Genomic DNA, 16600 nt, shown 5'->3' with positions numbered 1-16600 from the left:
CTCAAGTAACTGTTTTTCAACAAGTTTCTATCTGCATCACCGCCGATGGATGTGCATTATAGACCATCCAAATCCCTTTGCAATACCTTTTTAACATCCCACGCATCAACCGATCATTTTTTAGGCTTTTTAGTCAAAATTAGATGAGATATTAAACTTTTTTTAGTTAATCAACTTCATGTAGAATAGATTATTCGTGCAATTGATTTGGCATTAACTCACCATGTGGCACTCCGCTAAGAAAGTATTATTCTGCATACTTGTAGTGTTTGCTACGAGTGGGCCTGCGTATGCCAATTCAAAACATAATTTCTATGTACTGACTTTATCTATTTTAAGTTATAGCAAATGGGAGAATGTAAGCACTCCTACTCTTTGTGTAATTGATAATGCTTCAATTACTTCTACTTTTCAGTCTTATATTCAGCAATTATCTTATAACTATCGTGTACAAACGGTTAATGCTAAAGATTTTCCTAAGTCGCATTGCCAAGCTGTTTATTTCTCTACAACCTCTCCTCAGCAGCAACAAAATTTAATTCAAAATTATCCATATCGTTCTTTGCTTTCTTTAAGTATTAATAATCCAGAATGTGAAGTTGGTAGTATCTTTTGCTTATATGACCAAAATAATTACACCACTTTTAAAGTTAACTTAGATGCATTAAGCCACTCCAAGGTCCATATTGATCCAAGGGTATTACTCTTGGCTAAGAATGCGGAGTAAGGGCTATGATATCTAAGTTGTATCAGTCCACTTCTCTACATGCTCTTTTTAGAAAGTCTCAATTTACGATTTTTGCTATTACTTTTTTTATTTGTTCTTTTACCTTTGTATCTATTTCCGTTTTTACTATGGAAACTTATGCAAAGCAGAATTTGCAGTTACTCAGCCATACGCTTCTAGAACGTATTCAGCCAGCTGTCGTATTTAATGACAAGATCACGATAGAACAGATTTTAAATGAATATACAAATGATCATTCTATTCGAGCAATTCATATTTATGATTCTGAACATCATTTAATTGCACAAAGCTTTAAATTGTCGAGTCAAACTTCAGTTTTAGAAAGATGGTTTGATCACTGGTTTTTAAATGAGCCGGTACATTTAACAATTTATCATCACCAGCAGAATGTAGGTGAACTCACACTTTTTGGTAGCTCTGAAAAAATATTGCAATTTTTAAAGATGATTATGGTCGGTCTTGCGATTGCAATGTTATTTATTGTTTGTGCTTTATGGTGGTCAGTGAATTTGACTTATCGTCAAATTATGCAAGCGATTTATCCGCTCACAAATATTGCTCAGATCGTAAGTGAACAAAAAGCTTATAACCTTCGTTTTCCTTATAACCGAATTAAAGAGTTTCAAGATCTAAATACCGTATTTAATGAGTTACTTGAAGAAATTCAGATTTGGGATAATCAACTGCAAAAGGAAAATCGTAAATTATCTTTTCAAGCCCATCATGACCAGCTTACCCTATTACCGAATAGACATTATTTTTATCAAATATTGTTAGATATGTTTGAAGATAAGGATTTTGACAACAAGTCGGCCTTATTGTTCATAGATAACAACAACTTCAAATCAATTAATGATCAGTTCGGACACTTAGCTGGTGATGAAGTTTTGAAAGAGATGGCGAAAAGGTTACAAACGCGCTTACGTCATCAAGACTTTATTGCCCGTTTAGGCGGAGATGAATTTGCGGTTATTTTGCATTCCATTACGCATGCTGATCATTTAATATCTATTGCTGAAAATTTACTCGAAAGCTGTAAAGAACCTTTGCATCTAAATGATCAAACGATTTATTTCAGTTTTAGTGTAGGGATTGCTTTATCCCAATTTGCGTCTAGTCCAGAAGATTTTATTATGCAAGCAGATCAAGCGATGTATAAGGCTAAGACTTCTGAGCAACATTGGTTTATTTATAAACCAGAGAATTAAATTTAGGCTAATTTATGAATACAAGATCTTTGAAACTCTCCTTTATTGCATTGCTGTGCATTGCGCTTGCAGGCTGCTTGAGTTTTGGTCCTTTGAAATATCGTCAAGTAAAAATGCTAAAAAAAGAGGGTTTTGTACTTACTAATGAAGGTTGGACTCTAGGTTTACCAGAACGCTTATTATTTGATTTTAATGACGCAACATTAAAACAAAGTCATGAGGCAGAGCTCACACGTTTAGCAAATCAATTGAATAAATATGATTTGAATAAATTAAAAATTGTTGGTCACACTGACGATGTAGGTAATCCTGAATACAACCAAAAGTTATCTGAAGAACGTGCGCAAAGTGTTGCGAACCTTTTCTTGACTCACGGTTTTAAAAAGGAAAATATTTACGTTATTGGGCGTGGTTCAACTCAACCCTATGTACCGAATACAACCAATGAAAATCGGGCAATTAACCGTCGTGTTGCAATCGTCATTATTCCTTAGGTTTCTAATTATAAAAAAGCCAATCCTTTATGATTGGCTTTTTTATTTTATACAAGCTCAATAATATCAATAGTAGGCGGCACCCGAAATCTTAATGGTATTCCAACCATACCCGTTCCTACGGTGACGAAAACATCAGCATGTTCATGTGAATAAAAGCCACGTTTATGACCTAAGATTGATACTTTTTTCATAATATAGTTGGTTACCCAAGGAAGTTCGACCTGTCCCCCATGAGTATGTCCAGATAACATTAAGGGGCGATTAGGTAATTTGGGAACCATATCTACAGTATCGGGGTTATGGGACAAAATTAACCAAGGCTTATCTTGAGGTAAGTCTGGCATTGAACGCATATCGGTTTTGCCAGCCCAAAGATCACCAATACCAATTAAACGAAATTCATCAAATTCAACAATTTTCCCTTCAATATCCATAACTTCATTGTAGTGAAGCGCATCTTTTAATAGTTGTTGAATAGGAGGCCCTGGATATTGTTCATCATGATTTCCAGGAACAGAATACACAGGGGCCTGAATATCTTTGAGTACACTCAATTCTTGCACCAACTTATCTTCTGGCTCATAAGTCCAGTCTCCTGCCACAACCACTAAGTCTGGCTGTTGCTCATTGAGTTTTTTCACAATGATTTTGAGTTGTCGCTCATGGCCAGAAAATAAACCTATATGTAAATCGGCAATTAAAGCAACTTTTACAGGCTTATTAAAACGGCGGTCTGGATTCAAACGATACTGATGAACATCGACTCGTACCATATGTGGTTCTATAAAACGCGCATAAATGAGAATACCGCTTAATAAAAATATAAAAATAGTCTGATGAATTGAGTAATACCCCATCCAACCTGCATATAAATTAAAGAACCAAAGTGGAATAAGAAGATAAGATAGATAAAAAGCAAGTAAGTGAACAAAAGCTTTAAATGGATGAATCGTCTCGGTACGCGATTGATGAACCCAAGCTTCGACAATTCCCCATAAGGCAAGTATTGAAAAAATAAAGTAAAAACAAAAGATGATTGAATTTGGGTTCCACATTACGATTCTCGACTTATCTTATATTGATTGCTAGTAATCAAATTCAATATTTATCTTTCAATATGCACGAATTATACTCTAGCTCACCTTATCGTATGTATTGATTATGGCACAATCCTTTCATTCCAAACAGCTTCAAACTCATCAACAGGCTAAAGGCTTTTTGATCAAAGCTTCTTTAATTGTCTGTTCAAGTTTTGCTGTAACTTTGACAGGTTGTAGCACGCTACCTAAACATCGGGTTGAACCAGTTCAATACGCGCGTGATATCGATACATCTCAAACTTCACTTGCAAAAATTATTACACCTTTACGCGAGCAAAATCCAAATTTAACGGGTTACCACATTTTAAATGATCCGTTAGAAGCTCTCGCAGCTCGTTTAAGGTTGATTGATAAAGCCGAGAAGACTTTAGACTTACAGTACTATATTTGGGATAACGATAAGGTCGGTGCTTTAGCTTTACATGCCATTATTCGTGCTGCCGATCGTGGCGTTAAAGTGCGTTTATTGATTGATGATAATAATGCTAAAAAGATGGAAGGTGTTTTACTGGCCCTTTCTCAGCATAAAAATATTGAAGTTAAACTATTTAACCCATACCGTTTTCGTAAATACCGTGCGATGGATATGCTATTAGACTTAAAGCGTATCAATCATCGTATGCATAATAAGAGTTTTATTGCCGATAATCAGGTTGCGCTTATTGGTGGGCGTAATATGACAAATCAGTATTATAACGTTAGTGATAGTTATCAATTCTCTGATGTCGATGTCATGTTAGTCGGTGCTGCTGTTGATGACATCGTAAATTCTTTTGATGACTACTGGAATCATGAATATGCATACTCAGTCCAGAGTATTGTCAGTGCTCAACAACACCGTTTACGATATGAAAGTTTGAAAGAACAACTAGATGCTCACTATCAACAAGCCACTGTTCAAAACTTTCTCAATTTAACGTCTAGATCGCATGCTTTTGATAAATGGTTAGACCATAACATTCAGTTTGACTGGGTGAAGGCAGAGGTTGTAAAAGACTCCCCTGATAAAATTAAGTCAAAAGCAAAAAAAGAAGAGCATTTGAATTTCCAATTGATTAATCATTTGGAAAAACCAGAAAGCAATGTTGATTTGATTTCTGCTTATTTTATTCCTGAAAAGCAAGGCGCTAAAATTTTAAGTACCCTCGCCAAAGAAGGGGTAGAAGTTCGTGTTTTAACAAATTCATTTAAAGCCAATGATGTTGCTGTGGTTCATGCATTTTATGGTCGATACCGAAAAGAGCTTTTGAAAAACGGCGTACAACTTTATGAGTTTTTACCAACTCCAGATAAACGTAATTTAAATAAAAATACGGATGAGTTGGCAACCAAAGCAAAAGTAAACATGAAAGGTTTAAGTCGCTCAAGTTTACATACTAAACTCATGGCTTTAGATGAACAGGTTTTTATTGGATCATTTAATTTTGACCCACGTTCAGCCTATTTAAATACTGAAATTGGTGTAATTTTAGATAGCCCATCACTGGCTAAAACAATTCACCATACGATGGATGAAAATTTAAATAAGTATGCTTATAAATTAAAACTAGATCCGAATAATAATATTTATTGGCAACAAGAAACCTCAAAAGGCCCTGTCATTTATAAAAAAGAGCCAGAAATGAAATGGTGGCAAAAGGCAGGCATGAAGTTTCTTTCATGGCTGCCTCTCGAAGGTTTTATGTAATTAACTTTTTGGCTTAAGTACTTTTTGATGTAATTGAGCCAAACCTTCTACCATTTTTTGTTGGACTTCTTGAGTTAAACTTTTTACATCATGTCCTTCTACCGAGATAGGAGGCAATGTTAATAAATGAGCCGTTACTTTCGGCATTTCTAGAACACGCTGAATATGCTCAACAAAAGACATCTCCCCAATAAATGGTGCAACGGTATCTAATTCGCCATGACGATTTACATAACAGATTAAACATACCTGTACCGGACGCTCTGCTTCAATAGCAGCTCCAAGTAAACGACCATGAACTTTTTTAACAGAATGACCATCTGTAGTAGTCGCTTCTGGGAAGAATAAAACTGGAATATTTTGTTTTAAGAATCCAGCAATTTGCTCTCTAATTCTAATAGAGTCACCAGACCCACGCTTAATAAATAAAGTGCCACCGCCTTTTGCTAAGTTGCCAAGAATAGGCCAATTTTCTATTTCGGCTTTCGCTAAAAAGAATACACGCGCACCTGAACCTAAAACAGCAATATCAAGCCAAGATATATGATTACTTACCCATAAAGCCGGTTCTCTCGGAATGGTGCCATGCACTTGAACATCGAGGTTAAAGACTTTACATAAACGGCGGCAAAAATATTGGACGTATCGTGTGTTAACAGGGTTATTTGGATCTTTATAAAGTCCATGACGATAAACTAAGTAAAAACCTTCACTGATTGCCGCTGTCGCTGAAGTAACTTTTTTCCCGTATAAACCTATTTTTGAAAATTTCTTTAATGTTGAATTCACTATACTTTGCGTTTGAGCCATAAAATTTCACTAACGATCAATCATTGTTATACCCATCTCGAGCCATTCTATACGTTTCGGAATAAACTTGCATCGCTATGCGATAGAAGCAAATAAAAAATAAAATGTATGTAGATAATCTAAAGGATAAGAGCAAACCCTTTCCCCTTTTACTCAAGTTTCCACTAGAATAAAGTTTTAGCCTTTTCAGGATTTATAACCACGTGGAATATGTTGATCGGCATCAAGGCGGTGAACGCACAATATTAGTGAGTGTGTCTGTACAATTATTAGATGATCTGGATGCCGAAGAGTTTGCTCTACTTGCACAGTCTGCTGGTGCAGATATTCTTGAACACATTAAAGTGCAACGTAATAAGCCAAATCCTAAGTTTTTTATTGGTTCCGGTAAAGTCGATGAAATTGCAGAACAAGTTCGTGATTTAGAAGCAGGACTGGTTATTTTTGATCATGCTTTAACACCTGCTCAAGAACGAAATTTAGAAAGAATATTAAAATGCCGAGTCATTGACCGTACTGGTTTAATTCTAGATATTTTTGCGCTGCGTGCCCGCACCCATGAGGGTAAATTACAAGTCGAGCTTGCTCAGCTTAAACATTTATCAACTCGCCTGATTCGTGGTTGGTCTGCTGACTTTGAACAACAAAAAGGTGGTATTGGCTTACGTGGTCCCGGTGAAACCCAACTCGAAACAGACCGTCGCCTCATTCGTGTGCGTATTACACAATTAAAAGATAAGTTAGATAAAGTTCATCAAACTCGTATACAAGGGCGGGCGGCAAGACAAAAAGCTTCAATCCCAACCGTATCCTTGGTAGGTTACACCAATGCGGGTAAATCCACATTATTTAATATTTTAGCAAAAAGCGATGTGTATGCAGCCGACCAACTGTTTGCAACTCTTGATCCAACCTTACGTCGTTTAGAATGGGATGGTATTGGTACTGTTGTGCTTGCAGATACTGTAGGTTTTGTGCGAAACCTACAACATGATCTAGTTGAATCTTTTAAAGCAACTTTAGAAGAAACGCTTGAAGCCACCCTACTTTTACATGTCATTGACAGCAGTAGCCATGACATGCTTGATCAGATTGAAGCTGTTGAAGGGGTTTTAAAAGAAATTGGAGCAGATTCACCTGTCCTTCGTGTCTACAACAAAATCGATTTAAGTGGTGAAGAGGCTAAAATTATTTATTCACAGCCTCATGTTCCTGATCGTGTGTATGTTTCAGCACATTCAGGTTTAGGGCTAGATTTACTACGTCAAGCAGTCCAAGAATGTTTAATGGGGCAACTTCAACAATTCTCATTAAAACTTAAACCTGCTTATGGCAAATTGCGTACCCAGCTTTATGCTTTAAATGTGATCGAATCTGAGCATTATGATGATGAAGGAATTTTACATATTGATATACGAATTGCACCTCATAAGCTTGAGCAGTTAATTCGTCAAGCCAAACTCCCTATCGACGAGATATTGGGTGAACGAGCGAGTCAGTTTAAAAGACCATTGGAAGAGTTTGAAATCAAGCACTAGATCAGTTAAAACTTGATAAGTACACTTTTAGAGATAAAAAATATGGATAAGATCAAAAGTATAGATTGGGCAGCATGGGTAGGAACTTTTCTACTTATTATCGGTTTCCGTGAAGGCTCAGTCGTCGTTATGCGTGCTTTTGGTCATCCAGAATTAGGTAACTTAGTTGGTTTAATTAGTTTACTCATCATCTTACTCATTTGGCGCAAGTTTAAGAAAATCCCCTTAAGACTTGTCGACACCAATAATAAAATTATGAAAGAAAGTGGTTTTGCTTTTTTACCCATTTGTGCAGGTTCATTAATTATGTTGGTGCATATGGGTAAAGAAATTCCTTTGTTTCTCTTCGTATTGGTGGTGAGTACCCTTATACCCTTGTGGGTCTATGCAAAAATGGCCAAACATTGGTTATAAGGAGAATAAAATGTTTATGATTTTATATGGATTTTTGATTACGCTAGTTGGCTATCTTTGTGCAAAACCTTTAAACCGTCGTTTCCCTCAAGTGCCTCTTTTAGTTTTTGGTATGTTCATTGTGATTGGTTTATTGTCAATCTTGAAAGTTCCTTATGAAGAATACCGTATTTACGTAAATGATTTATTTAGCCATTTATTAGGATATGTCACAGTTGCTTTAGCTATACCATTAGCTGCAATGCGTTATGACGACTTACCTCTTAAATCGGTTATTGGCATTTTATGCTTTGCGAGTATTAGTGCTGTTGCTTTACCAATGGGACTCGCTTATTTATTGCATATGTCTGAGCCTACTATTTTGGCTTTTGCTACACGCGCCGTAACTACGCCTATTGCTTTAAATATCGCGACTTTGCTACATGCTCCAGAAACTTTAGTCACTCTGATCGTGATTTTATCTGGCGTTATTGGTGCAGCATTTTCACCATTTTTACTTAAGCATATTCATGATGAAAGAGCATCAGGTTTAGCTCTAGGCTTAGCTGCCCATGCAATTGGAACTGCTCAAGCTTGGCAGCGTGGCCCCGTTGCGGGTCGTTATGCTGCATTTGGTATGGCCTTAAATGGGGTATTTACTGCAATCTGGCTACCAACCTTCATGTTATCTTTTGGAATACATTGATTAAAAAGTAGTTTAAATAAACATTGAACCCGTTATTAATTAGAAATAAGATGGACTTTCAAATCTAAAAGGATTTTTGATTATGGGGAAATTTTTTGTTGGAGCTTTGCTCCTATTGGGAATGACTACTGCTACTTTTGCAGCCGATATTACCGGTCTTTGGCAAACAATTGACGATAAAACTGGCACACCTAAGGCTCACGTAGAAATACGTAAAGAGGCGAATGGTACGTATGCAGGAAAAGTTGTAAAAATCACACCGCGTCCAGGTTATACACCAAAAGAAATTTGTGATAACTGTCCAGCGCCTTATACCAATAAGCATATTGTAGGTTTGGATATTGCGACTGGCTTAAAACAAGTTGATAGTACAACCTATACCGGAGGAAAAATTCTAGATCCAAATACTGGTAAAGTTTACGGATTAAAAGCCAAACTCAGTGCAAATGGTAACCGTCTACATATGCGCGGTTATCTTGGAGTTTCTGCTTTAGGCCGCAATCAAATCTGGATTCGACTAGAATAATTTTCGAAAATAAAAAAGCCGCTTTTGCGGCTTTTTTTATTACATCACAGGGTTAACTACTGAAAATATTTGCTGATCTTCAAGACGGTAAGCAATTAAGTTCTTACCCCACACACAACCACCATCAACATTTTGAATATGATCACTAATAGTTCTGCCTTCTAAAGCAGCCCAATGTCCAAAAAATATTTGATGTGTTTGTGCAGCTTTACTTGGAAATTCAAACCAAGGTAAATAACCTTCCGGCATTGGTGCATCTAAAGTATCTTTAAAACTAAATTCCAAAGTACCTTCTGCATTGGTCAAACGCATACGTGTTAAATAATTGGTAATGCAGCGTAGACGGTCATTACCAGTTAAGTCATCGTGCCAAAGATCCGGTCTCGAACCATACATTTCAGCCAAAAAAGCATCTAGCACAGACAGATCATCATCTGCTAATACCGCTTCAACTTCTTTCGCTAACGAAGCCGTTTTTGATGCACTCCAAATACAAGGTATACCAGCATGCGTTAGCACAGTTTGTTCATTTGGAAATAAACATAATGGTTGTTTACGCAGCCAGTCGATGAGTTCATCACCATCCACAGCATCAATAACGTCCTGCGTACGATCTTTTTCTTTAATTTCTTTAAGACCACGAGCACAAGCAATGAGTGTTAAGTCATGATTACCCAATACTGTAGCGGCAGCCCCTCGATCGGCTAGTTTCTTAATGAAACGCAGTGCACCTACCGAGTTCTCCCCACGTGCAACCAAATCACCAGCAAACCAAATAAAATCCTGGTCAGGATCAAAACGTATTTCTTTTAGTAATGCTTTGAGTGCTTCAAAACAACCTTGCACATCTCCAATTATATAGTTATAACGCTTGGTCATTTATGCCACCATTTGATCTGCCAAAGCTACGAACTCAGCAAGTGTCAAAGTTTCTGGACGAGCCATTGGATCGACTCCTGCTTTTTCGAAGCCATCTTCAGCTAACATACCTTTAAGACTATTTCTTAGAGTTTTACGACGTTGAGTAAATACGTGTGCAACTAAACGAGCTAAAGCTTTCTCATCTTTCGCAACAATCGGTTTTTGTTCGTAAGGAACTAAACGGAATACAGCACTAGTCACTTTTGGTGGCGGATTAAATGCGCCGGCAGGTACTTCAAATAAAAAGGTAGGCTGGCAATAATATTGAATCATTACCGATAAACGACCATATTCTTTTGTATTTGGTTCAGCAGTAATACGTTCTACCACTTCTTTTTGCAACATGAAATGCATGTCTTTAACTTGACTACCAAATTCCAAGAGATGAAAAAGTAATGGTGTAGAAATGTTATAAGGCAAATTACCAACAACGCGTAATGGGCGGCCATCTTTTACAAGTTGGCTAAAATCATATTTTAATGCATCAGCTTCTACGATAGTTAAACGTTCTGGATGTGGTACACGTTCTGGTAAGCCTGCTGCTAAGTCACGGTCTAACTCAACTACAGTTAAAGCTTCACACTCTCCAATTAAAGGAGAGGTTAAAGCAGCCAAACCTGGTCCAATTTCAACAATATTGTCGCCTGGACGCGGATTAACAGAGCGTACAATTTTGGCAATGACTCGCTGATCATGTAAGAAGTTTTGACCAAAACGTTTACGAGCTTTATGCCCTTCATCTTTCGGGTTTAGGGCATTAATTTGATACATAGAACATTTCCAACATGAAAAATTTAACTCGCTGCCAACGATAAGGCTAAATCGACAGCGACATTTAAACTTGAGCTTTTTGCCAAACCTGTCCCAGCTAAAGACAGAGCAGTACCATGATCGACTGAAGTTCGAATAAACGGTAAGCCCAATGTGATATTAATTGCTTCACCAAAACCTTGTGATTTTAGCACAGGTAAACCTTGATCATGGTACATGGCAAGAACAGCATCGGTATTTTTAAGGTGATCAGGAGTGAATAAAGTATCTGCTGGCATGCTTAAACTGATTTTAATGCCTTGAGAGCGGTAAGTTTCAAGAACCGGATTAATCGTATCAATCTCTTCATGTCCCAAGTAACCATCTTCACCTGCATGAGGGTTTAATCCACACACTAATACTCTTGGATCATTAATTTTAAACTTGGTTTTTAAGTCATGAAGTAAAATGTCTATCACTTGATGTAAGCGTTGTTTGGTAATTGCATCGGCTACCTCTCTTAAAGGCAAATGTGTAGTCGCTAAAGCTACCCGCAAGTTTTTTGTTGCGAGCATCATGACAACACGCTCTACACCAGCGAACTCTTGATAATATTCAGTGTGACCACTAAATAAAATACCTGCATCATTAATGACCGATTTTTGTACTGGCGCAGTAGCCACACCTACACTTTTACCTGACATTGCATAATCAGCTGAGCGACGTAATTGTTCTAATACATAAGCTGCATTAGCTGGGTTTAATTGGCCATCGATGACTTCTGTTTTTAACGCGACGTGCTCTATATAAAGTTCGCCTTGCAAACATGATTCAGCTTGCCCTGTATACTCTAAAAACTTAATGTCCATGCCTAGCTTTTGAGCACGTTGTTGCAATAAATTTCGGTCAGCCAAAACAACAATCGGACGCTCATCAATGCGTTCCGCCAGACTTAAGCAAATATCTGGACCAATACCAGCAGGCTCACCGGAAGTGATATATAAAGGCAGCACAATCACCCCAGACATATAACAAGAATTTGTTTCATTTTAACATATCTGCCATTCATCAGTTTATGTATTAAATTATCTAACTTAAACTGGATTTTTCTTGTGACTTTGAGCAAACTCGTTTAGAATGCTCGCTCCTTTTGTTTGGACAGATTCCATAGTCCAAACCAACTATAATAGGTAGTGGTTTAATGAAAACTCTCAGCGCTAAGCCAGCTGAAGTTCAACATGACTGGTATGTTGTTGATGCTTCTGGCAAAACTTTAGGTCGCCTTGCGACTGAAATCGCTCGTCGTTTACGCGGTAAGCATAAAACTTCTTATACTCCTCACGTTGACACTGGCGATTACATCGTTGTGATTAATGCTGAACAAATTCAAGTGACTGGTAACAAATCACTTGATAAGAAATATTATCGCCATACTGGTTTCCCTGGTGGTATCCGTGAGACTAACTTCGAGAAGTTAATTGCTCACAAACCTGAAGCTGTTCTTGAAAAAGCGGTTAAAGGCATGTTACCAAAAGGTCCTCTTGGTTATGCAATGATCAAAAAAATGAAAGTGTACGCTGGTACTGAGCATCCTCATGCTGCTCAACAGCCACAAGTTTTGGACATCTAAGGGATACAGCACATGGCTACTAATTATGGTACAGGTCGCCGTAAGACCGCAACTGCACGTGTTTTCTTGTCAGCTGGTACAGGTAAACTCGTTATCAACAACCGTACTTTAGAGCAATATTTCGGTCGTGAAACTGCTCGTATGGTTGTTCGTCAACCTTTAGAACTTTTAGAAGTTACTGAAAAGTTTGACCTTTACATCACTGTTAAAGGTGGTGGTATCGGTGGTCAAGCTGGCGCGATCCGTCACGGTATTACTCGTGCGCTTATCGCTGCTGACGAAACTTTAAAACCTGTTCTACGTCAAGCTGGTTTCGTTACTCGTGATGCTCGTGAAGTTGAACGTAAGAAACTTGGTTTACGTAAAGCTCGTAAACGTCCTCAATTCTCTAAACGTTAATTCGTTTACCGAATCGGACAAAAAGCCTTGGTTATCCCAAGGCTTTTTTATTGCTTATTCATTTTAAGCATGAGCGAAACAGATAAATATATGAAACTCTATCTATGGCACCGTGATTTCCACTCATATTTTTAGTATTCTAACCGATTCACACAACCATACCTTGTGATATGTCGGTCGAAAACACTTCAATTCAGGGAATTACCCTTTACAGCCATGCTGATGATTTCCGTTCTCACTGGATCCGTTTTTTATTGGCAGAAAAGCAAATTAAATATCAATTGATCGTAACTGATCATGAAGATGAGGATTTAGCGAGTCTAAACCCTTATAACCAATTACCAATGCTACTTGAGCAAAACCTCAAATTATTTTCCGCTCCAATTATTGCTGAATATCTCGATGACCGATATCGTCAGAGCAAGCTTTACGCTGATGCTCCTATGGCACGTGCAGAACAACGGCAATACATTTGGCGCCTTGAAAATGATTGGTTTAAATTGGCCGATCATATGCTCAAACATGCAGATACTTTAAATGTAGAACAAAAGCAAAAAGCGCAAAAAGAATTACGTGATACCTTAATTTCTCTTACTCCCCTATTTCAGCATTTCCCTTATTTTATGTCCGAAAATTTTTCAATTTTGGATTGTATGCTCGCCCCAATTTTTGTGCGGCTTAATAGCATGGGAATTGATTTACCAAAGCAGCAGTGTCGGCCTATATTTTTGTACTGTAAACGTATCTTTAGCCGCCCTTCTTTTGTTAAATCAATGACGCCCCAAGAGAAAACCCGTTACAATGAACAATTAAATATGGAATAGTGTGATATGTCTGAGCAAACTATTGAATTAACCCCTACACGTCCTTATCTTGCTCGCGCAATCTATGAATGGATTTGCGACAATCAACTCACCCCTTATTTACTCGTTGATGCAACACAACCACATACGGATGTACCACAACAATTTGTGAAAGATGGCCAAATTGTTTTAAATATTGTGCCCCATGCTGTACATCAACTGCTTATTAGCAATGATGCCGTAACCTTTTCAGCACGTTTTGGCGGTGTTTCTAAAGATATTTATGTCCCTATCCAAGCTGTTTTGGGTATTTATGCACGTGAAAATGGACAAGGTTTATTCTTTGACCCTGAAGAATATGCCAATGTAGCGCCTGTAGAAAATACGCTAGACTCTGAAGCACAAGAAACAAGTGAACCAACCAAGAAAAAGCCAACATTAAGAATTTTAGATTAATTTTAGAGGAATAAAGTATGGCATTTGATTTAGTCCAATACTTTGCTGAGCAAATAAAAATTCAAAAGCCTCAGCTTTTAAATCAATATCCAGCCAATGAGAAAAATAAGCTGATTGATGAAGTGAATGTGCTCACTCTTGGAAAGTTAATTAGCTTATGGCGTCAAGACGACAATAAAATTTATAATGAAATCAAAACAGCCGATCCATTATATATTCAAGAAATAGCGCGTCATTTAACAACTTCTAAGCACAATCAGTCGATTTTAAAAAATGCCGAACTTGAGCAAAGTATTTCAGAAATTTTGACCTTACAGCTAACTGAGCTTAATCAACTTGATGAAACTGGAGGTTTCGGACAGAACGGTTTAAAAGAGCTCATTTTAGGGCAAGTTGAACATTTATCAGGACAGGCTGAGGATTGGGTTTGGTCAACAAACCACCTAACAGAGCTGATTGGTTCTAAACCTGTTGAACAAGAAGAGCTATCATTGGATGCAACAATGAAGGAGTTCAACCAAATGGTTCACCAAGCCCAACCGCATCATGAAGAATTACACATCGAAGAGCAACCTATCGAAACTTTTATTCCGGCATGGTCAAAAGTTATCGCACCTCTTGTTGCTTTAGCTATTTTAGGTTACCTATATTGTATTTATACACATCTTATTTAATTTTATTATAATTATTTAAAAGAGGAACTTATAGTTCCTCTTTTTCTATTTAAATAAACATAATTTATCAATAAATATTGTTTTAACATTCTATTACAATTATTAAAATTAATAATAGAAATTATATAATGCAAACATGAGCACAGTATTAAATATTTAATGTAAAAAAAATCTTATAATATTTTTTATAAGATGACATTTTTGGTCACTTATTTACTAAAACAACAATTTTGAAATTTATTTGATTTATTGACTTCAACTTGAGTAAAAATATAATGATTTTTAACTACTTTTAAGGAAAAAGTAGTAATTATAACTTTATAATCCTGAGAGATAAAAAAATGGCTAAACTTTCTTTAGATAGCTTAACTGAAATTGATGGTTTTATTGCATCTGCACTTGTTGATTCAGAAAGTGGTTTATCACTTGCTACACAAGGCGGTGGGGATATTGATTTAGAGCTAGCAGCTGCTGGAAACACAGAAGTCATTCGCGCAAAACGAAATGTAGCTAACGCATTAAAATTAAATGACAATATTGAAGATATTTTAATTACATTAGGGAAGGCTTATCACTTAATTCGTCCTTTAGAAAGTAATAATAATTTATTCCTTTATTTAGTACTTGATCGCGCCAAGTCGAATTTAGCCATGGCTCGTCATCAGTTAAAGTCCTTTGAAAAAGAGCTCGATTTTAGTTAATTAATTTAAGCTGTGCTCTTTATACTTAATATAAAGAGCACATACTACATTACAATATTACTTAATAAAAATTTAAAATGATACTATGGATAGCCATTGCATAAATATTGCAGTTTCTGGTTTAAGCTTAAAAGTTTCAGACGAATTAAAAATCTTAATCCGTGATTTGATATCTAATCAATATGGAATTAACTGGGTTAACATTTCTAGTAATCAGATTGATTTATTAATTATTAATGAAAACTTTTTTGATGCTGACAATATTCAAAATATTCTTAATAAGAAAAAATTTCCTTATTTAAAAATTACAAAAACACCTTTAGAAAATGGAGGCACTATACACGAACATACCTTACACTACCCTTTAGAAAAAACAGAACATCTCCGTTCATGGTTACAAGCAAATGTATTATCTCTTTTAAAACATACTGATGTTCGTTCCAACTCAACTTTATTAAATGAAATATCTATCATAGATGAGCAATTTATAAAAAATTTGCATAGCTCTGAAAATATTAAATTACATTTATTTGATGACAAGGGTACCTTGGCAATTATTGATAATAGAACTCAAATTGCTTGGTTAGAACCTTCTCGTCAAAAAACACAGACCAATATGAGTTTTAACTTTACCTTTGCAAAAACATCAGACTTTACTAAGGTTTCTCGTAAAAAGGATTATTACTTACAGGATTGGTTGTGGAATTTAATTTGGTGTTCAAAAGAATTTGAGAATTTAGCGTCAGCTGATGGTTACTTTAAAATTAATCATTGGCCACAACCCTATCAAAAAGAATATAGAAAAGTAAGCCTACAGCTCTCTGCCTGTTTTATTCAGGGAGCAAAAGTCACTGAAGTAGCTAAACAACTCAACCAACCTATCGATGTTGTTCTACGTTTTATTACAGCATGTTTAATGGCAAATAATGGGCAATATGTTTCCGCGAATAAGTGTTTTTACACGCCACAGACTCATTCAGAAAACTTAAATACAGAAAGTCATTTTTTAAAAAATTTTATAGGGAAAATTCGACGCCGTTTTGGCTTTTAAGG

General features: G+C 36.5%; 20 protein-coding genes. 15 read left to right on the top strand and 5 right to left on the bottom strand.

All coding sequences use genetic code 11. The features are described 5' to 3' along the window. Positions 1–223: 223 nt before the first annotated feature. From MKL35_RS18105 to MKL35_RS18095, 3 genes are read left to right on the top strand one after another with little or no spacing between them, the layout of a single operon-like run. Positions 224–727 (top strand): YfiR family protein, encoded by a 504-nt coding sequence (locus tag MKL35_RS18105; RefSeq protein ID WP_004711910.1) that lies wholly within the window; start codon positions 224–226, stop codon positions 725–727. A 5-nt stretch (positions 728–732) separates the two neighbouring features. Then, positions 733–1956 carry a diguanylate cyclase domain-containing protein gene (locus MKL35_RS18100; RefSeq protein ID WP_032012157.1) on the top strand — a complete coding sequence of 408 codons (1224 nt, stop codon included), beginning with the start codon at positions 733–735 and terminating at the stop codon, positions 1954–1956. A 14-nt stretch (positions 1957–1970) separates the two neighbouring features. Then, the gene (locus MKL35_RS18095; protein WP_001097560.1) at positions 1971–2450 is read left to right on the top strand and encodes an OmpA family protein; all 480 of its coding nucleotides are present in this window, start codon (positions 1971–1973) and stop codon (positions 2448–2450) included. 47 nt (positions 2451–2497) lie between these two features. Here MKL35_RS18095 and MKL35_RS18090 read toward each other — a convergent pair whose 3' ends face one another. Then, the gene (locus tag MKL35_RS18090; protein ID WP_031953730.1) at positions 2498–3508 is read right to left on the bottom strand and encodes a metallophosphoesterase; all 1011 of its coding nucleotides are present in this window, start codon (positions 3506–3508) and stop codon (positions 2498–2500) included. A gap of 106 nt (positions 3509–3614) precedes the next feature. Here MKL35_RS18090 and MKL35_RS18085 point away from each other — a divergent pair, with 106 nt between their 5' ends. Further along, positions 3615–5240, top strand: coding sequence for a phospholipase D family protein (locus MKL35_RS18085; protein ID WP_016805434.1), 1626 nt, complete (start codon positions 3615–3617; stop codon positions 5238–5240). Here the strand turns inward: MKL35_RS18085 and MKL35_RS18080 are convergent, their stop codons facing one another. Further along, a complete protein-coding gene (locus MKL35_RS18080; protein ID WP_002048714.1) occupies positions 5241–6050 on the bottom strand; it encodes a lysophospholipid acyltransferase family protein in 810 nt (269 codons plus the stop codon). 203 nt (positions 6051–6253) lie between these two features. Between MKL35_RS18080 and hflX the strand changes: the two genes are divergently transcribed. From hflX to MKL35_RS18060, 4 genes are all read left to right on the top strand, one after another. Further along, the gene (hflX, locus tag MKL35_RS18075) at positions 6254–7588 is read left to right on the top strand and encodes a ribosome rescue GTPase HflX (RefSeq protein ID WP_002048698.1); all 1335 of its coding nucleotides are present in this window, start codon (positions 6254–6256) and stop codon (positions 7586–7588) included. A gap of 42 nt (positions 7589–7630) precedes the next feature. Further along, positions 7631–8002 (top strand): hypothetical protein, encoded by a 372-nt coding sequence (locus MKL35_RS18070; protein ID WP_002048719.1) that lies wholly within the window; start codon positions 7631–7633, stop codon positions 8000–8002. A 10-nt stretch (positions 8003–8012) separates the two neighbouring features. Next, positions 8013–8687, top strand: a complete 675-nt coding sequence (locus MKL35_RS18065) for an LrgB family protein (RefSeq protein ID WP_002048722.1) — start codon at positions 8013–8015, stop codon at positions 8685–8687. 82 nt (positions 8688–8769) lie between these two features. Next, the gene (locus MKL35_RS18060) at positions 8770–9213 is read left to right on the top strand and encodes a DUF2147 domain-containing protein (RefSeq protein WP_032012160.1); all 444 of its coding nucleotides are present in this window, start codon (positions 8770–8772) and stop codon (positions 9211–9213) included. 39 nt (positions 9214–9252) lie between these two features. Here MKL35_RS18060 and MKL35_RS18055 read toward each other — a convergent pair whose 3' ends face one another. Genes MKL35_RS18055 through pdxA form a run of 3 tightly spaced genes read right to left on the bottom strand, consistent with a single transcriptional unit; the run spans position 9253 to position 11912 of the window. Then, positions 9253–10092, bottom strand: a complete 840-nt coding sequence (locus MKL35_RS18055) for a symmetrical bis(5'-nucleosyl)-tetraphosphatase (protein WP_016805555.1) — start codon at positions 10090–10092, stop codon at positions 9253–9255. After that, positions 10093–10905: a 16S rRNA (adenine(1518)-N(6)/adenine(1519)-N(6))-dimethyltransferase RsmA gene (rsmA, locus tag MKL35_RS18050; RefSeq protein ID WP_002048699.1), complete on the bottom strand. Its 813-nt coding sequence runs from the start codon at positions 10903–10905 to the stop codon at positions 10093–10095. It abuts the gene before it with no gap. Between the two features lie 23 nt (positions 10906–10928). After that, the gene (pdxA, locus tag MKL35_RS18045; RefSeq protein WP_016805554.1) at positions 10929–11912 is read right to left on the bottom strand and encodes a 4-hydroxythreonine-4-phosphate dehydrogenase PdxA; all 984 of its coding nucleotides are present in this window, start codon (positions 11910–11912) and stop codon (positions 10929–10931) included. 173 nt (positions 11913–12085) lie between these two features. Here pdxA and rplM point away from each other — a divergent pair, with 173 nt between their 5' ends. The 7 genes from rplM to MKL35_RS18010 all read left to right on the top strand — a co-directional run bounded on the left by rplM (position 12086) and on the right by MKL35_RS18010 (position 16598). Then, positions 12086–12514: a 50S ribosomal protein L13 gene (gene rplM, locus MKL35_RS18040; protein WP_002048731.1), complete on the top strand. Its 429-nt coding sequence runs from the start codon at positions 12086–12088 to the stop codon at positions 12512–12514. 12 nt (positions 12515–12526) lie between these two features. Further along, a complete protein-coding gene (gene rpsI / locus MKL35_RS18035) occupies positions 12527–12913 on the top strand; it encodes a 30S ribosomal protein S9 (RefSeq protein ID WP_002048725.1) in 387 nt (128 codons plus the stop codon). A 170-nt stretch (positions 12914–13083) separates the two neighbouring features. Beyond that, a complete protein-coding gene (locus MKL35_RS18030) occupies positions 13084–13737 on the top strand; it encodes a glutathione S-transferase N-terminal domain-containing protein (protein ID WP_002048702.1) in 654 nt (217 codons plus the stop codon). Between the two features lie 6 nt (positions 13738–13743). Continuing rightward, positions 13744–14172, top strand: coding sequence for a ClpXP protease specificity-enhancing factor (locus MKL35_RS18025; protein WP_004711892.1), 429 nt, complete (start codon positions 13744–13746; stop codon positions 14170–14172). Between the two features lie 17 nt (positions 14173–14189). Continuing rightward, on the top strand, positions 14190–14846 hold the full coding sequence (locus MKL35_RS18020) for a hypothetical protein (RefSeq protein ID WP_002048692.1): 657 nt from the start codon (positions 14190–14192) through the stop codon (positions 14844–14846). Positions 14847–15187: 341 nt separating this feature from the next. Continuing rightward, entirely contained in the window at positions 15188–15547 is a 360-nt protein-coding gene (locus MKL35_RS18015) for a hypothetical protein (protein WP_016805889.1), read from the top strand. 85 nt (positions 15548–15632) lie between these two features. Then, positions 15633–16598, top strand: coding sequence for a hypothetical protein (locus MKL35_RS18010; protein WP_000377059.1), 966 nt, complete (start codon positions 15633–15635; stop codon positions 16596–16598). Positions 16599–16600 lie beyond the last annotated feature (2 nt).

The organism is Acinetobacter sp. AOR41_HL, from assembly GCF_027854645.1.
Classification (GTDB): Bacteria; Pseudomonadota; Gammaproteobacteria; order Pseudomonadales; family Moraxellaceae; genus Acinetobacter; species Acinetobacter nosocomialis.
The sequence above is the reverse complement of the archived record's forward strand: the minus strand, read 5'-3'. Positions and strand labels throughout refer to the sequence as shown.